The organism is Ruegeria sp. BK1 (assembly GCF_056535645.1).
This window is the reverse complement of record NZ_JBQFIS010000001.1, coordinates 3,301,082-3,318,248: the sequence shown is the minus strand read 5'-3', so window position 1 is coordinate 3,318,248 and position 17,167 is coordinate 3,301,082. Positions and strand designations below refer to the sequence as shown.

Below are 17,167 nucleotides of genomic sequence, written 5' to 3'. Positions count from 1 at the left end.
CCGTCATGATAGTTAAACCACAACTGGCACGGCTTGGACTATTTGACGCGAAAGTCCCGCGTTATACAAGCTATCCCACCGCCCCGCACTTCAGCAATGACGTAGGGTCAAGCCTTTATGGCGACTGGATTTCCGACATCAAACCCGGAAGTTCGATCTCGCTGTATATCCATGTTCCATTCTGCCGCAGGCTGTGCTGGTTCTGCGCCTGCCGGACGCAAGGCACCCAGACCGACAATCCGGTCATCGCCTACGTGGATGTCCTCAAGGCCGAGCTAGACCTGCTGGCCGCGCGCCTGCCCGAGGGCGTGACCCTGTCTCGCCTGCATTGGGGTGGCGGCACGCCCACCTTGCTGAACCCCGACCTGATGCGCGATCTGGCCGCCCACATTCTCGACGTGGTCCCACTTGGCCCTAATGCCGAGTTCTCGGTCGAGATCGACCCGAACGAGATTGACGAGGCCCGACTGGATGCCCTGGCAGAGGCGGGCATGAACCGTGCGTCGATTGGGGTTCAGGACTTCGATGATGAAATCCAAAAGACCATCGGTCGCATCCAAAGCTATGACACAACACGCAAAGCGGCCGAAATGATCCGCGAACGGGGCATCCATAGTCTGAACGCCGATATCCTCTATGGTCTGCCGCATCAGACCAAAACGCGGATGACGGAAAGCGTACAGAAGCTGCTGTCGCTCAACCCCGACCGGGTTGCGCTGTATGGCTACGCCCATGTGCCGTGGATGGCCAAGCGGCAGCAGATGATCCCGTCCGACGCGCTGCCTACGCCTGAACAGCGTCTGGACCTGTTCGACACCGCCCGCCGCCTGTTCATGTGGGACAATTACGCCGAAATCGGCATCGATCACTTTGCCACTCAGGAAGACGGTCTGACCCGCGCCCTGAAGACCGGGAAGCTGAAGCGGAACTTCCAGGGCTATACCGATGATCAGGCCGAGGTTCTGATCGGTGTCGGCGCCAGCTCGATCTCGCGTTTTCCACAGGGCTATGCCCAGAACGCTCCGGCAACGTCGGCGCATACCAAGGCGATCCGCGAAGGGCGGTTCTCGACCTCGCGCGGGCACCTGTTCAAGGGGCAGGACATTCTGAGATCACGCCTGATCGAAGCGCTGATGTGCGATTTCAAGATCAATTCGGCGGAGATTCTGCGCGACCACGACATCTCGGTTAGTGAGCTGAACCAGATGTATCAGTCGGCCAATGCCGCCTTCGACAATTTGCTCAGTATTACCGAAGACGGGCTGTTCATCCCGCCCGAAGCGCGCCCTCTGACCCGAATGATTGCCCGCAGCTTTGATGCCTATGACCTCAGCAAGGCCGGGCACAGTTCGGCAATCTAACCCCTTTCCCGGTGGGTCCCCACGCGGGCCTACCCATGCATACCCGCACAGGGGCTTGACGCAGGCCTCTGGTTTTCTCCACACTTGGGCTGTGCGTATCGCACCCTGAGGCAGGTGAATTTGCAGACAGTTCTTGCCGACGCATCCGCGCCGGACAGCCCTTTTCGTGCAGGTATTTCTGCAACCTTAAAGAGGGACAGCACTCATGCGCGTTTTCACCGTCCTCGGCCCCAGCCAATCGGGCAAAACTACTCTGGTCGAGGCCATCAGCCGCCTCGACGGGCGGCCCACCACATTCGACGTATCCGGAACCGTGCATGTGCACGGTTTTTCTTACTTGGACGAGCCATGGTGCGCCATCGACGTCGACGGAGGCGGCGACAATCTGGGCTATGTCGGCCCCGCCATGGCCATTTCGGACGCAGCAGTGGTGGTCGTCCCACCCGACCCGGATGCAGCCGTCCTGTGTGCGCCCTATCTGCGCCTGGTGGAAGAGGCAGGCATTCCTTGTTTTCTGTTCATCAACCGCATGGACAGCCCCAATGGCCGCATCCGCGATATCATCTCGGCACTGCAGACCTATTGCACACACCACATCGCCTTGCGACAGGTACCCATCCGCGAAGGCGACACGATTGTCGGTGCGGTCGATCTGATCTCGGAGCGGGCGTGGAAGTATCAGGAAGGCCAACCCTCGGCCCTGATCGAGCTGCCGCAATCCGTTGAAGATCGTGAACAAGAGGCGCGGACCGAGCTGTTGGAAACGCTGTCGGACTTTGACGATCATTTGCTGGAGCAACTGATCGAGGACAAACAGCCCCCCAGTGGCGAGGTTTACGATCTGGCGGCACAGGTTTTGCAAAACCACCAACTGATCCCCGCCTGTTTGGGGGCCGCCAGCCACGGCAACGGCCTGACCCGGCTGATGAAGGCCCTGCGGCACGAAGCGCCCGAGTTCAACATCGCCGCCGACCGGGACGAGGCTGCCGAAAACGCGCGCGCCATTGCCGGATTTGCTGATGTGAAAAAGCATATCGGCAAGATCATCGTGCTGCGCGGGCTTGGTGACGGCGTCAAGGCTCACGAAGCGTTGGGCGGCGAAACCGTCGGCAACCTGACGACGCTGGATGCCAAAACCCAGATCGCCACGCTGGAGGCTGGACAAATCGGATTGGCGGTGAAATCCGACCATCTGAATCCCGGTAATATCTATGACAGCAAGGGCGCAACCGCCCTGCCGGAATGGGCCTGGTCCCATCCGGCCGCGCATCGTCAGGTCGTCTCACCATCGCATGAGCGGGACGATGTACGCCTGTCCAACGCATTGGCGCGGTTGGTCGAGATCGACCCCGGCCTGCATCTGGATCAGGACGAGCTGAGCGGACATTCGGTGCTGGGCTCGCAAGGTCCACAACACATGCGCCGCGTGACGGCGAAGCTGGCCGAGGATTTCGGTATCGAGATTGAGGCCGACCCAGTCGAGACTGCCTATCGCGAGACTATCCGTGCGCCCGTCGAACATCGCCACCGCCACCGTAAGCAATCCGGCGGGGCGGGGCAGTTTGCCGATGTAGTGATCTCAATCGCGCCGATGCCGCGTGGCGCGGGGTTCCAGTTTGAAGAGGTGGTCAAAGGCGGCGCGGTTCCGCGCAACTACATCCCCTCGGTCGAGCATGGTGCGAAAGACGCGCTGGTGCAGGGGCCCGAGGGCTTCCCTGTTGTCGATGTCAAAGTCACGCTCAACGACGGTAAACACCATAATGTGGACAGTTCTGACTATGCGTTTCGTACAGCGGGCAAGAACGCAGTGCGTGAGGCGCTGCCACAGGCTAAACCCGTAGTGCTGCAACCCATCCTGAACGCCGAGATACACCTGCCATCGGATTTCGTCGGCGACCTGGTGCCCACAATCAGCTCGCTACAGGGGCAGGTTCTTGGGTTCGAGGGCAATCCCAACGCTTCGGGCTGGGAGATTTTCAACGCCCAGCTTCCCGCAGTGGCGCAGGACGAGTTGCTCCGGAGCCTTGCCAGCGCCACGCGTGGCACAGGATGGGTCAAGCTGAGCTTTGATCACTATGAAGAATTACGCGGCCCGGTTCCAAAAGCAGCGGTCAGGGAAACAGCCAACGCCTGACACATGGCGCGGGCTGTTTTCAGCCCGCTGCCGCAATCAGTTCGCGGGTATACTCTGTCTGAGCATTCTCAAACAGGTCTTCAGCCGCGCCCATCTCGACCACGTCGCCGTTGCGCATGACGATCACGTTATGCGACATGGCGCGCACAACCTTTAGGTCGTGGCTGATGAACAGATAGGCCAGCCCGTATTTGCGCTGTAGATCGCGCAGCAGATCGACGATCTGCACCTGCACTGTCATGTCCAGCGCGCTGGTCGGTTCATCCAGAACCAGCAGCTTGGGCCGCAGGATCATCGCGCGGGCAATGGCAATGCGCTGACGTTGCCCGCCCGAAAACTCATGCGGATAACGGTCCATCGCGGCAGGGTCGAGACCCACCTCGGTCATCACTTCGGCCACCAGATCACGGGGCGCGCGGTGCGGGTCGACGTTGTGGATCGCCAACCCCTCGGCAATGATCTGCATGCAGGTCATACGCGGGCTTAGGCTGCCGAACGGATCCTGAAACACGATCTGCATATCTTTGCGCAGCCGTCGCAACTCGCGCGTGGACCAGCGGCGCACGTCCTGATCGCGGAAGGTGATCCCACCCTCGGACGCGATCAGCCGCATGATCGCCAGTGCCAATGTCGTCTTGCCCGAGCCGCTTTCGCCCACGATGCCCAGCGTCTCACCCGCCCGCACGCTGAGCGTGGCGTCGTTCACGGCCTTCACGTGACCCACGGTTCGTTTCAGCAAGCCGCGCTGAATCGGGAACCAAACCTTCAGGTGATCAGTGCGCGCGACCTCTTCGGCGTCAGTCGCCACAGGATCGGGATGACCCGAAGGTTCGGCGGCCAGCAATTTGCGCGTATAGGGATGCTGCGGGTTATCGAAGATCTCGGATGTCAGGCCGGATTCCACGATCTCGCCATCCTTCATCACGCAAACCCGGTCAGCGATGCGGCGCACGATACTAAGGTCATGGGTGATGAACAGCATCCCCATATTCTCGGATTTCTGCAATTCGGCCAGCAGTTCCAGGATTTGCGCCTGAATGGTCACATCTAGCGCTGTTGTGGGCTCATCCGCGATCAGGATGTCGGGTTTGTTGGCCAGCGCCATGGCGATCATGACCCGCTGACGTTGTCCGCCGGACAGTTGGTGCGGGTAGCTGTCCAAACGCTCGCGCGGGTCGCGGATGCCAACCTTGGTCAGCAGCTCGACAATCCGTTCGCGCGCGGCGTCCCCTGTGACGCCCTGATGCAGCGCAAGCGATTCCGCCATCTGTTTCTGGATCGTGTGCAACGGGTTCAGCGAGGTCATCGGCTCCTGGAAGATAAAGCTGATATCGTTGCCGCGCACATCCATCAGCTTGGCTTGCGCGGCGCCGATCATCTCATCCCCGTCATAGGTGACCGAGCCTTCGACAATCGCGCTGTCGCCCAACAGCGACACGGTGCTGAGCGCGGTCACCGACTTCCCCGAGCCGGATTCGCCCACCAGTGCAACCGTTTCCCCGCGATCCACGGTGAACGACACGCCTTTGACCGCAGCAGAGACCTGCCCGTCCTGCTTGAACGAGACCTTGAGGTTTTTCACATCTAAAAGGCTCATGAGAAGGTCTTTCTGGGATCAAACGCATCCCGCACGCCTTCAAAGATGAAGACCAGCAGCGACAGCATGATGGCAAAGGTGAAAAACGCGGTGAAAGCCAACCACGGCGCTTGCAGGTTCTGTTTCGCTTGCAAAGTCAGCTCACCCAGCGACGGAGCCGAGGACGGCAGGCCAAACCCCAGAAAGTCCAGCGAGGCCAACCCGGCAATCGTACCTGTGACGATGAAGGGCATGAAGGTCAGCGTGGCTACCATCGCGTTGGGCAGCATATGGCGGAACATGATGGTCATGTTGCCCACACCCAGCGCCCGCGCCGCCCGCACATATTCAAGGTTGCGCGCCCGCAGGAATTCAGCACGAACGACGCCAACAAGGCCGGTCCAACTGAACAGAATCATCAGCGCCACCAGTAGCCAGAAACTTCGGCCCAGAATGGCGAACATGATGATGATCACGTAAAGTGAGGGCGTGGCCGACCAGATCTCGATCACGCGTTGGAAAATCAGGTCGAGCCAGCCACCAAAGAAGCCCTGAATGGCCCCCGCAAAAATGCCTATGATGCTGGCCGCGCCGGTGACCATCAGTGTGAACAGGATCGACAGGCGGAACCCGTAAATCACCCGTGCCAGCACATCGCGCTTGGTGTCATCCGTGCCCAGCAGGTTCTGCCCGTTGGGCGGCAGCGGAGCCGCGCCGGGGCGATCCACGCTGGTGTTGAAGGAATAGGGGATCAGCGGCCAGATAGCCCAGCCACGCTCGAACCCTTCGGCCTCGTATGTTCCGGCCTGAATTTGTTCAATGATGCCTTCGGGATCGTCAAAGCAATCTTCGATCCCGCCGCTGTCGATCAGACACTGAACCTCGGGGTCGCGATAGATCGCCTCGGTCTGGAAGTCGCCGCCAAAGGCCGTTTCGGGATAGAAGTTGAAGATCGGCGTGAAATACTCACCCCGGTAGTTCACCAGAATGGGTTTGTCATTGGCAATGAATTCGGCAAACAACGACAGGCCGAACAGCACCGAGAAGATGATCAGCGACCAGAAGGCCCGTCCGTTTCGGCGGAAATTGCGCCAGCGGCGCTGGTTGAGTGGGGACAGTGCCATTTACCCCTCCCGCTTTTCGAAATCGATGCGCGGGTCGACCAGCACATACATCAGGTCGCTGATGATGCCGACAACCAGCCCCATCAGACCAAAGATGAACAGTGTCCCAAAGATCACCGGATAGTCGCGCGCCACTGCGGCCTCGAATCCCAGACGGCCCAGACCGTCCAGCGAGAAGATCGTCTCGATAATGATTGACCCACCAAAGAACACGCCAATGAACACTGCCGGGAAACCCGCGATCACGATCAGCATCGCGTTACGGAACACGTGACCATAGAGCACCCTGCGCTCGTTCAGGCCCTTGGCGCGGGCGGTCATCACATATTGCTTTTTGATCTCGTCCAGGAACGAGTTCTTGGTCAGCAAAGTCAGCGTCGCAAAGGCAGAGATTGTCAGAGCAATGATCGGCAAAGCGATATGCCAGAAATAATCCAGCACCTTGCCCACCGCGCTGAGGTCATCCCAATTGTCCGAGGTCAGCCCTCGCAGCGGGAAAATCTGCCAGTAGGAGCCACCGGCAAACAGCACCAGCAACAAGATCGCAAACAGGAAACCGGGGATGGCATAGGCCACGATGATTGCCCCGCTGGTCCAGGTATCAAAGGTCGAACCATCCTTCATCGCCTTGCGAATTCCCAACGGGATCGACACCAGATAAGCAATCAACGTTGACCACAGCCCCAACGAGATCGACACCGGCATTTTCTCCAGCACCAGATCAATCACGCTGATCGACCGGAAATAGCTCTCGCCGAAATCCAGCGTCAGATAGTTGCCCATCATGTCCAGAAACCGCTCGACCGGAGGTTTGTCGAATCCGAATTCTTTTTCCAACTCTTCAATGAACTCGGGCGGCAACCCACGCGCACCGATATAGCGGTCATTCGCGCCGCCGGTTTGCTGCTCGATATCGCTGCCGCCGCCGGCAATGCCTTCGAACACATCACCCCCACCTTCCATCTGGGCGATAATCTGTTCAATCGGGCCGCCCGGAACGAACTGAACCAGCGTAAAGTTGACGATCATAATCCCAAGCAAAGTGGGGATGACCAGCAACAGACGTCTTAGAATATATGCTCCCATGAGAGCGGATTACCTCAAGGCGCCCGAGGATTTCAACTCGGCTTCTTTCTCGGCGTTGATCCACCACAGGTCCTCGACGCCCAGCGCATAGGGCGGCAGGTTCGCAGGGTGCTCGTACATGTCCCAGTAGGCGACCCAGTATTTACCCAGAAACCAGGTGGGAACCATGATCCGCTTGGCCCGCAGCACACGATCCAGCGCCCGCACATTGGCGTGCAGTTCTTCGCTGTCAGTCGCGGCGACGATATTGTCGATCAGCGGTTCGATATCGGGGCCATGCGCGCCCGACGGGTTAAACACCGAATACGCGGCTGCCTCGGTCCCGAACTGCTGATAGAGCCCTGTGGATGGCTGCAACGAGGTCGGATAGCCGCCAAAGATCATGTCGAAATCCCGATCCCGACGGCGCAGTGTGAACTGAGCGTTGTCGACCCGGTTATAGGTCGCATCAATCCCCATGGCGCGCAGGTTGTCGACAAATGGTTGGATAATCCGATCCAAAGTGGGCTGGTCCGACAGAAACTCGATCTTCAGAACTTCGCCATTGTCATTGCTGCGGATGCCGTTGTCTCCGACTTTCCAGCCCGCCTCATCCAACAGTTGCATCGCAGCACGCAGGTTGCGGCGGTCATTCTGACGGGCCGGGCGCGAGTCATGGGCCGAGACCGGTTCTTCGGTCAGCACAGCAGGGTCCACCGCATCGCCTAGACTTTGCAGCACCTCAAGCTCACGCCCTTCGGGCAGGCCGGTTGCCTCAAGATGCGTGCCTTGCCAGAACGAATCGCGCTGCTGGAACAGGCCATATTGCAGGCTTTCATTGGTCCATTCGAAGTTATAGCCCAGTTGAACCGCCTCGCGCACGCGGGGGTCCTGAAACTGAGGCCGGTCAAGGTTCATGATAAAACCAGAGGCCGACGGGACGTTGCCGTCCTCAAGCTCGACCCGCAGGACATTGCCATTTGCAATCGCTGGGAAATCATAAGCCGTCGCCCAGCTTTTCGAGTTGTTTTCCTGCCGAAGAGTGAATGTTCCGGCCTTGAACCCCTCCATCGCGGCAATCGAGTCGCTGAAATACTCGATGCGGATGGTGTCATAGTTGTTCCGACCCACATTCACATTGATCTCATCGCCCCAATAGTCGGGATTGCGCTTGTAAACGATGCGTCGGTTGATGTCGTAGCTGTCCAGAAGATAGGGGGCCGACCCGATGCCTGGTTCAAGGCGAGATTTGTCCAGACGGCGGTTTTCCGGGTCTGCCTCGAACCACGCCTTGGAAAACACCGGCGTGCCACCAACCTGAGAGATCAGCGCCCGGCGCGGGATATCAGGGGCAAAGTAGAATTTTACGCGATGTTCATCCAATGCCTCGGCGCGGGGGATACGCTTGCGAACGGCCTCGGCGTAAGATTTCAAACCCTGATCTAAAAGCAGATTGTGAGAAAACACGACGTCCTCTGCCGTGACTGGCGTTCCATCAGAAAACCGTGCCTCGGGCCGCATATTGAAAATGACCCATTCCTGACTTTCCGGGTATTCGAGACTCTCCGCCAGCAAGCCGTAATAAGAGGCAGGCTCGTCATAAGATTCGATCAACAGGGATTCGTATTGGTCTGCGGATCGTGCGCCCGCTCGCCCCTGCCGGGTGAAGGGATTGAAACTGTCAAACGTGCCCTGCGCGGCATAGGAAAGCTCTCCTCCGCGCGGGGCGTTCGGGTTGACGTAGGCGAAATGCGCAAAGCCTTCGGGATATTTTAGATCACCAAATTCCGAGAAACCGTGACTTTTGATGATCGTTTCCTCGGCCCGCCCCGGCAGTGCCATCAACATCACCATGACCATACCGGCCATCAGAGCCCAAAGCCCGCCTCTGAAATCCAATACACGCGCCTGAACGATTTCCCGGTTGGACCTCATGTTGCTCATCCCCTGTTGCATCACGTGTTTTAATCTTGCGTTCGCCAGCTAAAATACCAGCACTTACAAATTCAAGTTTAGAATGCGTGAGCGCTTTGTGAAGTTCTGTTTAGACAAAAAAAGCCGCTGCACGGGGCAGCGGCCTTTGTTTTTTCGGGTTATTCGCAGGATCAGTTGCCGATGGTCTGCAAATAGGCAATCAGGTCGGCACGCTCTTGCGGCTTTTTCAGGCCCGCGAAGCTCATGGATGTGCCGGGAATATAGGCGCTCGGGCGCTCAAGGAAGGCGTCCAGCGCTTCGGGCGTCCAGTTGCCGCCATGGGCCTGCATCGAGGCCGAGTAGCCGGTGAAGCCATTGGCCGACGCGACCGGACGGTCAACGATGCCATACAGATAAGGGCCTGTGCCGTTCGCGCCGTCTTCCAGCTTGTGGCAAGCGGTGCATTTACGGAAAACGCGTGCGCCTTTTTCCGGGTCGGCTGCGGCCAGCAGGTCTTCGAACACCACTTCCTCACCGTCGGCGCTTTCGCCTGCGCTTTCGGTTTCAATGATGTACGAGGCCGTCTCGCCATGACCATCGGCATGGTACAGGCCTTCGGCGGCCCATTTGGCCAGAAGCAGCACCAGGAAGGTGCCAAACAGGCCTGCGGCGGCCTTGGTAACTGTCATCGTGTCGAACATTGATCGCGAGTCCATTTCAGCTGTCTGCGGGGTGTCTAAGGCTTCCCCTGACAAGAGGCAAGGTATAGACACCGCGACTAAACGCCCAATTCTGGAACTTGTTGCACGGAATCGACCAAATGACCAAACGTATCGCATTTCAGGGGGAGCCCGGCGCCTATAGTCACGAGGCCTGCCGTAACGCACGCCCCGATATGGAGGCCCTGCCCTGCCGCACTTTCGAGGATGTGATCGAATCGGTGCGCTCGGGCGCGGCGGATCTGGCGATGCTGCCGGTTGAGAACACGACCTATGGGCGCGTGGCCGATATCCACCGCCTGCTGCCTCATAGCGGGCTGCACATCATTGATGAGGCCTTTGTCCGCGTCCATATCAACCTGCTGGCCGTTCCGGGTGCCACGCTGGACGACATTACCGAGGCCCATTCCCATCTGGTTCTGCTGCCCCAATGCGCGGGCTTTCTGAAACAGCACAACATCCACGGGCGCGTCAGCCCCGATAATGCCCGCGCCGCGCGCGAAGTGTCCGAACAGGGCGAACTTCACTCGGCCGCGCTGGCCAGCGAACTGGCCGGAGAGATTTATGGCCTCAACGTTCTGGCCCGACATATCGAGGACAATGACGACAACACCACCCGCTTCCTTGTAATGTCACGCGAGGAAGACCGCACGCGGCGCGGTGAACACGGAATGATCACCAGCTTCGTCTTTCAGGTCCGCAACATCCCTGCCGCGCTATATAAAGCGATGGGCGGGTTTGCCACGAATGGGATCAACATGACCAAGCTGGAAAGCTATATGGTCGACGGCTCATTCACCGCCACGCAGTTCTATGCCGATATCGTGGGGCACCCCGACGACCGCAATGTGCAACTGGCGATGGAAGAGCTGGAGCATTTCACCACAAATGTCGAAGTGCTAGGCGTTTACCCGGCGGCGGTCACAAGGTGAAGGATTTGCGGCGCGCGCCGTCAATTCGGCGGCAGTCCACGAACCCCCTTGCCTGATAATAGGCCAGCCCTTCCGCATTGTTGACGCCGATCGTCGCGTCGATCGCCACAAGGCCTGCCGCACGGGCAGCTTTCAGGGTTTCCTGAAACAACGCCCGACCGACCCCGCGCCGAGCCGCCGAAGGGCGAATATGCGTGCCGATCAATCCCCAGCCGACAGGCGCGCCATAGGGGTTGCCCTCTACCGCTTGCTTCAGCGATTGAAACCCCAGCACCTCGTCCCCGTCCAACGCCAGAAGGCACTGAATCTGACCGGGATGAGAGACACAGTGCGTTTCGGCGAACCCGGCATCTGCCGGTTTGCTGCGCTTGTCTGCCAAAACAAGGGCTTGCAACACTCCAGCAATACCCGGCGCGTCGTATGAGGTTGCCAGTCTCAGGATCAGATCGCTCATATCGGTTTTACGACCCGTGCAGGTGTCGTTCCTCCATCTCGCGGGCGAATTCGGTCAGTCGGGATTGGAACCGGGCCCGGAACCGCGATTTGCCCAGCCGCAGCGATTGCAGAAACAGCCGCGCGGGCAGGGATTTGGCCGTCAGCGTTACATCCACGCTTAACCGGGTACGGCGTTGGGACAGAGCCAGAAGATCAACCTCAGTGACACCGCCGACCCCTTTGCCGATTGCCTCGAACCGCATTTGCGCGGGCGGGTCGCTGTGTGCCATTGTTATCTCAACATGGCGTGGCTTGCCCCGCAGGGTGAAGTCGGCCTGCCATTTGGTGCCCGGCACCACCCCCATGTGGCCGGACAGCCGCCGCACCTCGATCCCGCGGCGCATGGCCATACGTTCGAACCGTTCGAAATCGGCGACCATTTCGAAAACGGCGTTGATCGGTGCCTGAATATCTTCCTGTACTGTGAACTGCATTCCGACCTTTAGTTCGTTGACCTATTGCGTTTCTATTTCGTCAGTCCAGCGTATCTGCAAGCCAGTTCTGCAACAGGAAATGTGCAATGGCCCCTTTGCGGGCAGGTTTCAGAACCGGGTGCTCACCGGCAAAGGCCTGCATCATCTCGGACTTGCTGACCCACATGGCATCTTCAATTTCAACGGGATCAATCGAGATGTCACGCGACAGCGCCTGGCCCGCGCAACCAAACATCAAAGAGGCCGGGAAGGGCCAGGGCTGGCTGGACAGATAGGTGACAGCGCCGACGGGCACGCCCGCCTCTTCGAACACTTCGCGGCGCACAGCAGCTTCGAGCGTTTCGCCGGGTTCGACAAAACCCGCCAGCAGCGAATACATCCCCTCGGGCCAACCCGGAGACCGCCCCATCAGTACCGAGTCCCCATGGGTGATCAGCATGATCACCACCGGGTCCGTGCGCGGAAAGTGCTGGCCGCTACACGTGGGGCAGCTTCGTTGCCATCCGGCCTGCGTCATCGCGCTGGCCGCGCCACAGCGGGCGCAGAATTTATGGGTTTCGTGCCAGCCGATCACCGCCTTGGCGGTCGCCGCAAGCTCGGCATCACGCGGGGACAGCCACGTCATGATCCGGCGCAGCTCGGCAAATACGAACCTGTCTGGCAGGTCAGGATGCTGCTGTTCCGAGCCATCCACGAAACCACCTACTTCAGACAAATCCTGCCCGTCAGGTTCCCAATTCGAGATATCGGCAGCAAAGACCGGGACACCATCCGACAGGCCCAGAAAAATCAGCCCATCCGCAACTCCGCCTGGTCCTTTTTCGACCAGCGCATGAGACACCGGGATCAGACCCAACCGATCCGAAGCCTCACCCTCTACAAGGGGTTTGCCGCGCCATATCAGCAGGCATTTGGCATTCGGGTCCGCCACCAGGCCAGCCAGCGCGTCGGCATCGCCCCGAATATGCGCCGCACGGTCCAGCCCTGATCCGCCGAACGTCACAAACTCTGCATTCTTCATTGCATGCCCCCCAGATTGTGCGCATAGGGCTGCCACGATGGTTCTGGGGTTGCAATGGGTATTCATGGAACTCCGAAAAAACACCCGCTGCCGCTGAAAGACCGCAGGTCCGCCTTGAAAATTGCACGCAACACTCTTTTTGTTGAAAATGATTGATAAAAAACTGCCTAAAGTAGAGTAGTGTCGACTTTTCCTTCCTCTCAAACCGTCCAACTGCGAATTCTGGCCACGTCCGATCTGCATATGAATCTGACGGCATATGACTATTACACTGACAGGCACGAACCGACGATTGGCCTGACCCGGACCGCAGACCTGATCCGCAAGGCCCGAAGCGAGGTACAGGACGGGTTGGTTCTGCTGGTAGACAATGGCGACTCGGTCCAGGGCACGCCGCTGGGCGACTGGGCCGTGGCTCAACACCCCGAGCGCCATGTTCTGATGCAGGCCTTCGACCTTCTGGGCTACGATGCTATAGGGCTGGGCAATCACGATTATGGCTTTGGTCTGGACGTGCTGGACCGGATCATGCGGCAGGCCCCCTGCCCTGTTCTGTGCAGCAATGCCCACAAATCCTCCAGCCCGCAGTTCTGGCAGGAGCACACGATTGTCAGGCGTCAGGTCGAAATCCAAGGGCACGCGCACGAGCTTGCAATCGGCATATTCTCGGTCCTGCCACCCCAGACCGCAAAATGGGAGGCGCACAAGCTGGCAGGTGCAGTTCAGATCGGCGACATCCTTGACTGTGCGCGCCGCAAAGTCGCTGAACTGCACGAACTGGGCTGCGATATCGTTGTGGCGCTGGCGCATACGGGGTTCGGTCCGGCGCAAGACACGCCCGGCATGGAAAACGCGTTGGTACCGTTGGCCGCCATCGACGGGATCGACGCCATTGCGGGCGGGCATTCCCATATGGTTTTTCCCAGCCCTGAACAAGAATACAGCGGCTATATCGACGTTGATCGCGGGCTGGTGCACAGCACCCCCGTCGTGATGCCCGGTGCGGCGGGGTCATATCTGGGCGTCATCGACCTGACCCTCGGCACATCACTGGACGACCGATGGCAGGTATTTCATGGACACGCGCAGGTGCGTTCGGTTTCGACAGAGGCGTCAGATGAAGACGCCGCACTGACGCAGCTACTTGCCACCGGCCACGCCGAGACGCGGCGGCGGGTGGCCGAACCTGTGGGACAGGTACAGCAGCACATGCACAGCTATTTCAGCTTTTGCGGCTATGACCGGGGCTTGGCTTTCGTGGCCGCCGCTCAAACCCTCGCGTTGCGACCTTTTCTAAAGGATACGGACTATCGGGACTGCCCAATCCTGTCTGCCGTGTCCCCGTCGAAATTCGGCGGGCGTGCCGGGCCTCGGTTCTTTACCGACGTCCCGGCCGGGGAAATCTGCCTGCGCCATGTGACGGACTTGAACGTCTTTCCCGATGAGATGATGGCCGTCGCGGTCACCGGTTCGCAAATCGAAGACTGGCTGGAAATGTCCGCAGGCGTCTTTAACAGGATGATCCCCGGCCAACGATGCGATCTGCTGGCCTCGGACCGCGCGGGGCATAATTTTGACGTCCTGCATGGGCTGACATACCGGATCGACCTTAGCCAGCCCGCTCGGTTTGGCGCAGATGGGGCACTTTTGCACCCATCGGCCCGCCGCGTCCGCGAGATTCGTTTCGAAGGCCAACCCTTGGATGCAGAGCAGACTTTTGTGGTGGCGTTGAATAATTACCGCGCAAATGGCGGTGGGCACTTCCCCTTTGCCGGGCGGGCGACGCGCGTTCCGCTGCCGATTCTGCCTCTACAAGATCTGGTCAAAAACTACGTGACTGCCGGGCCTCATTCCGGCACCGTGTTCGAGCGTCCGTTCCGTCTGTCCCCCGTGGCCGGGGCGGTGGCGGTTCTGCGTACTGGCCACAAGGCCCGGAACCATCTGGACGACATCTCAGAATTTGCACCAAACATCGCCGGAGAGGACGAGGCCGGTTTTCTGATGATCCATTTGACGCTCTGACGGGTTGTCATTTGCCGCGCACTTGCCTATATCGCGTGCTGAGAGGTTGGCGCGGGCGAGCGCCTCGCCAACCTGGTCAGGTCCGGAAGGAAGCAGCCACAACGAGCCCCGCTTGGGTCGATGTCCAACCTCTCACTTATCTACCACATGATCCTGGGCAATAAGCTGCGGCCAGACCGCTGCGTTGCGACGGGCGAACACGCCGATATGCCCGATCTCTTTCACCCCAAAATCTGACAGTGACAACAACCTACGCCGCGCATTCGGGCCATAAAGCTCGGCCAGGCGCCACACCGCTTTGGGCGGCACCACCTGATCGTCGTCGAATGCGATCAGATCGACCGGCACTCCCTGCCCGGCCCAGTGCGCCTCGGGCAGGGTCTTGCCCAAATCGGGCAGGTAGTTCGTCGGTGCCGTGCACCATTTACGCCACTGCCAGTAGACCCGCGCGGGCAGGTCAGCCCCAAAACCCAAAGCCCTGCCCGGCAAATACCCCGCCGCTTTGACAACCAGCGGCGCATGGCCATACCAGAACAACCCCGCCAGCGCCTTGTACGGCCACGGGTGATCAGACAGAGTGACAAGCCCGGAGCAAACACAGATCATGCGGTCAATCTGCGCGATATCCGGCTGAACCGGGCCCAGCATTCCACCAACGGAATGGCCGATGCTCCATTGTTCCGCGTCCGGGAAGCGTCTGCGCATTTCCGCGCGGGCGGCGGGCATGTCGACCAGCGCCCAGTCCGCCATAGTTACCTGCGAGTCCTGCAATCGGCCGGTCAGCGAATGGCCGAAATCCCGATAGTCATAGGTCAGACAAGCCATACCCTGCTCGGCCGCCAGCCAATGGGCAAAATGCTGATAATAGTCGCGGGGCACGCCGGTCGCTGCATGGATCATCACAACTGTCTTGGGAGGCAGAGCAGGCAGATAGAGCCGCCCCGACAGCATCGCCGGACCGGACGGAAACTGGACATCTTCGGTCAAAACAGAATGCGTATTGTCCAACATCGCCCGCGCCTCATGTTCTAAACTGTTTAGTTCACCCGCGCAGTCGGCCCTGTTCCGTCATCAGAGTCAAGCCGTGGGGAAATTGACCCAACGTCGCGCCGGGATTCAATGGCGCTTGACTCGAAGCCCGCTCAACCGCTAGCGATGGCGTGATGGTTCTCGTCCCCGGTCACGGGGCGGGATGAAAAGGGAACACGGTGCGATCCTGCCCGGCATTGCCGGAACGGATCAAGGCCGAGACTGCCCCCGCAACTGTAAGCGGTGAGCAATGCCGAGATACCACTGGCCGAAAGGCTGGGAAGGTCGGCAAAGCCACGACCCGCAAGTCAGGAGACCTGCCATCGAACGAAAACCGAAACTCGGGCGGGGTGTCCGGGACAGGTCGTCAGCACGCTGTCACACCTGATCCATGCCCCTCGTCCAGCGCGCGGAGGGCGCATCATGATCTGGAAGACCAAGACCCACGAATTCACCGCGACGGTATGCCAAAAAACCGGCGCCCCCTGCCCGGCACTGGCCCGAATGGCACGCGCCCTGACGGATGCAATGGCCACGGCCCGTCCGGCAACAACCGATGCGTTCGAGATCGAAGGCAGCAGCGACTTGACCCATTGCGCCGAAGGGTGCTCGGCCCGGTTTCGCGCCCAACCCGATCAGATCCGGGTGTTCTGCGGTGTGGCCGCCGACACTCCGGCCGAGCGGCTGGATCGCTATGCGGATATGTTGTTCGGAGCAGATTTCACCGCCCACGCAGCCAGCCTTTTGCCGACACCGCCCTGCGCGATGATGGAAGTGGTTACCACGGCGCCCCAGCCAGCCGCGCCGACCGAACACCAGCTTTCAGCCTGAATTCAGCTGCCCGTCCGGGCCGCCGAAGTGGCCCAGACCATCTGCGCCTCGGTCTCGACGGCGCAGGGACGTACTGTCCGTAGCATCTGCAAAGCGGTATCTGCGGGCAGTCCGCTATCCGTCATCAACCGCAAAGCAACCATACCCGATCGCCCGCAGCCGCCCCGACAATGGACCAAAACGCCTCCGCCGCCGGACAGCAGCGCACGGGCCCGCTGGCTGACATTGGACCAAATGGCCTGTATCCGCGCATCCGGCGCACCAAAATCCTGGACCGGCAGGTGAGCCCATTCGACCCCGTGCCGCTCCAGATCGCCACCGAACGCCGCCGCTCCCAGGTTTTTCATCTCAGAGCTTGTGGTCATTGAAATCGCCAGATCCGGTCGCCAGTCCTGCACCGTCTTCAGATCGGCCGCATAGGCACCTCCCGCGCCGGGCAGCGGAGATATCCCCAGACGACCCGGCCCCAGTCGCAGGGAATAGATGGCGAAATTATTCATGGCACGTTCC

Annotated in this window: 15 protein-coding genes, 1 other RNA gene and 1 riboswitch; of the genes, 6 read left to right on the top strand and 10 right to left on the bottom strand. The window is 59.8% G+C overall.

The genetic code is table 11. The features are described from left to right. Positions 1–5 precede the first annotated feature (5 nt). Together hemN and ACR3E7_RS16450 are read left to right on the top strand one after the other, a co-directional pair. Positions 6–1,361, top strand: a complete 1,356-nt coding sequence (gene hemN, locus ACR3E7_RS16455) for an oxygen-independent coproporphyrinogen III oxidase (RefSeq protein WP_480505928.1) — start codon at positions 6–8, stop codon at positions 1,359–1,361. A gap of 205 nt (positions 1,362–1,566) precedes the next feature. Beyond that, positions 1,567–3,495, top strand: a complete 1,929-nt coding sequence (locus ACR3E7_RS16450) for an elongation factor G (RefSeq protein ID WP_480505930.1) — start codon at positions 1,567–1,569, stop codon at positions 3,493–3,495. A gap of 19 nt (positions 3,496–3,514) precedes the next feature. Here ACR3E7_RS16450 and ACR3E7_RS16445 read toward each other — a convergent pair whose 3' ends face one another. From ACR3E7_RS16445 to ACR3E7_RS16425, 5 genes are all read right to left on the bottom strand, one after another. Continuing rightward, positions 3,515–5,092 (bottom strand): ABC transporter ATP-binding protein, encoded by a 1,578-nt coding sequence (locus ACR3E7_RS16445; RefSeq protein WP_170791128.1) that lies wholly within the window; start codon positions 5,090–5,092, stop codon positions 3,515–3,517. Further along, positions 5,089–6,195: an ABC transporter permease gene (locus tag ACR3E7_RS16440; RefSeq protein WP_170783025.1), complete on the bottom strand. Its 1,107-nt coding sequence runs from the start codon at positions 6,193–6,195 to the stop codon at positions 5,089–5,091. The genes ACR3E7_RS16445 and ACR3E7_RS16440 overlap by 4 nt, the downstream gene beginning before the upstream one ends. Continuing rightward, the gene (locus tag ACR3E7_RS16435) at positions 6,196–7,281 is read right to left on the bottom strand and encodes a microcin C ABC transporter permease YejB (protein ID WP_170774684.1); all 1,086 of its coding nucleotides are present in this window, start codon (positions 7,279–7,281) and stop codon (positions 6,196–6,198) included. It lies immediately after the preceding gene. Between the two features lie 9 nt (positions 7,282–7,290). Further along, positions 7,291–9,195: an extracellular solute-binding protein gene (locus tag ACR3E7_RS16430; RefSeq protein WP_480505933.1), complete on the bottom strand. Its 1,905-nt coding sequence runs from the start codon at positions 9,193–9,195 to the stop codon at positions 7,291–7,293. Positions 9,196–9,365: 170 nt separating this feature from the next. After that, complete coding sequence (locus tag ACR3E7_RS16425; protein ID WP_480505949.1) at positions 9,366–9,875, bottom strand: c-type cytochrome; 510 nt, start codon at positions 9,873–9,875, stop codon at positions 9,366–9,368. Positions 9,876–9,994: 119 nt separating this feature from the next. On the opposite strand from ACR3E7_RS16425, the gene ACR3E7_RS16420 reads away from it, so the two are divergent. Further along, complete coding sequence (locus ACR3E7_RS16420) at positions 9,995–10,825, top strand: prephenate dehydratase (RefSeq protein WP_170774687.1); 831 nt, start codon at positions 9,995–9,997, stop codon at positions 10,823–10,825. Here the strand turns inward: ACR3E7_RS16420 and ACR3E7_RS16415 are convergent. Genes ACR3E7_RS16415 through nudC form a run of 3 tightly spaced genes read right to left on the bottom strand, consistent with a single transcriptional unit; the run spans position 10,815 to position 12,775 of the window. After that, complete coding sequence (locus tag ACR3E7_RS16415) at positions 10,815–11,279, bottom strand: N-acetyltransferase family protein (protein ID WP_480505935.1); 465 nt, start codon at positions 11,277–11,279, stop codon at positions 10,815–10,817. The two genes, ACR3E7_RS16420 and ACR3E7_RS16415, sit on opposite strands and share 11 nt — an antisense overlap. A gap of 7 nt (positions 11,280–11,286) precedes the next feature. Further along, on the bottom strand, positions 11,287–11,754 hold the full coding sequence (locus ACR3E7_RS16410; protein WP_170791135.1) for an SRPBCC family protein: 468 nt from the start codon (positions 11,752–11,754) through the stop codon (positions 11,287–11,289). 40 nt (positions 11,755–11,794) lie between these two features. Continuing rightward, positions 11,795–12,775, bottom strand: coding sequence for an NAD(+) diphosphatase (gene nudC / locus ACR3E7_RS16405; RefSeq protein ID WP_480505937.1), 981 nt, complete (start codon positions 12,773–12,775; stop codon positions 11,795–11,797). 180 nt (positions 12,776–12,955) lie between these two features. Between nudC and ACR3E7_RS16400 the strand changes: the two genes are divergently transcribed. Next, the gene (locus ACR3E7_RS16400; protein ID WP_480505939.1) at positions 12,956–14,797 is read left to right on the top strand and encodes a bifunctional 2',3'-cyclic-nucleotide 2'-phosphodiesterase/3'-nucleotidase; all 1,842 of its coding nucleotides are present in this window, start codon (positions 12,956–12,958) and stop codon (positions 14,795–14,797) included. A gap of 39 nt (positions 14,798–14,836) precedes the next feature. Further along, positions 14,837–14,935: signal recognition particle sRNA small type (gene ffs, locus ACR3E7_RS16395), an RNA gene on the top strand. On the opposite strand, the gene ACR3E7_RS16390 is transcribed toward ffs, so the two are convergent. Continuing rightward, positions 14,930–15,808, bottom strand: coding sequence for an alpha/beta hydrolase family protein (locus ACR3E7_RS16390; RefSeq protein ID WP_480505941.1), 879 nt, complete (start codon positions 15,806–15,808; stop codon positions 14,930–14,932). The genes ffs and ACR3E7_RS16390 overlap by 6 nt on opposite strands. Before the next feature lie 136 nt (positions 15,809–15,944). After that, positions 15,945–16,165: riboswitch (cobalamin riboswitch) on the top strand. An 84-nt stretch (positions 16,166–16,249) separates the two neighbouring features. Between ACR3E7_RS16390 and ACR3E7_RS16385 the strand changes: the two genes are divergently transcribed. After that, a complete protein-coding gene (locus ACR3E7_RS16385) occupies positions 16,250–16,657 on the top strand; it encodes a hypothetical protein (RefSeq protein WP_170774699.1) in 408 nt (135 codons plus the stop codon). Positions 16,658–16,659: 2 nt separating this feature from the next. Here the strand turns inward: ACR3E7_RS16385 and ACR3E7_RS16380 are convergent, their stop codons facing one another. After that, positions 16,660–17,157: a protein-tyrosine phosphatase family protein gene (locus ACR3E7_RS16380; protein ID WP_480505943.1), complete on the bottom strand. Its 498-nt coding sequence runs from the start codon at positions 17,155–17,157 to the stop codon at positions 16,660–16,662. Positions 17,158–17,167: the final 10 nt, after the last annotated feature.

Bases quoted from the DNA above. Each gene is read 5' to 3' on its own strand.
- hemN (WP_480505928.1), top strand. From the start codon at position 6: ATGATAGTTAAACCACAACTGGCACGGCTTGGACTATTTGACGCGAAA.
- ACR3E7_RS16450 (WP_480505930.1), top strand. From the start codon at position 1,567: ATGCGCGTTTTCACCGTCCTCGGCCCCAGCCAATCGGGCAAAACTACT.
- ACR3E7_RS16445 (WP_170791128.1), bottom strand. From the start codon at position 5,092: ATGAGCCTTTTAGATGTGAAAAACCTCAAGGTCTCGTTCAAGCAGGAC.
- ACR3E7_RS16440 (WP_170783025.1), bottom strand. From the start codon at position 6,195: ATGGCACTGTCCCCACTCAACCAGCGCCGCTGGCGCAATTTCCGCCGA.
- ACR3E7_RS16435 (WP_170774684.1), bottom strand. From the start codon at position 7,281: ATGGGAGCATATATTCTAAGACGTCTGTTGCTGGTCATCCCCACTTTG.
- ACR3E7_RS16430 (WP_480505933.1), bottom strand. From the start codon at position 9,195: ATGAGGTCCAACCGGGAAATCGTTCAGGCGCGTGTATTGGATTTCAGA.
- ACR3E7_RS16425 (WP_480505949.1), bottom strand. From the start codon at position 9,875: ATGTTCGACACGATGACAGTTACCAAGGCCGCCGCAGGCCTGTTTGGC.
- ACR3E7_RS16420 (WP_170774687.1), top strand. From the start codon at position 9,995: ATGACCAAACGTATCGCATTTCAGGGGGAGCCCGGCGCCTATAGTCAC.
- ACR3E7_RS16415 (WP_480505935.1), bottom strand. From the start codon at position 11,279: ATGAGCGATCTGATCCTGAGACTGGCAACCTCATACGACGCGCCGGGT.
- ACR3E7_RS16410 (WP_170791135.1), bottom strand. From the start codon at position 11,754: ATGCAGTTCACAGTACAGGAAGATATTCAGGCACCGATCAACGCCGTT.
- nudC (WP_480505937.1), bottom strand. From the start codon at position 12,775: ATGAAGAATGCAGAGTTTGTGACGTTCGGCGGATCAGGGCTGGACCGT.
- ACR3E7_RS16390 (WP_480505941.1), bottom strand. From the start codon at position 15,808: ATGTTGGACAATACGCATTCTGTTTTGACCGAAGATGTCCAGTTTCCG.
- ACR3E7_RS16385 (WP_170774699.1), top strand. From the start codon at position 16,250: ATGATCTGGAAGACCAAGACCCACGAATTCACCGCGACGGTATGCCAA.
- ACR3E7_RS16380 (WP_480505943.1), bottom strand. From the start codon at position 17,157: ATGAATAATTTCGCCATCTATTCCCTGCGACTGGGGCCGGGTCGTCTG.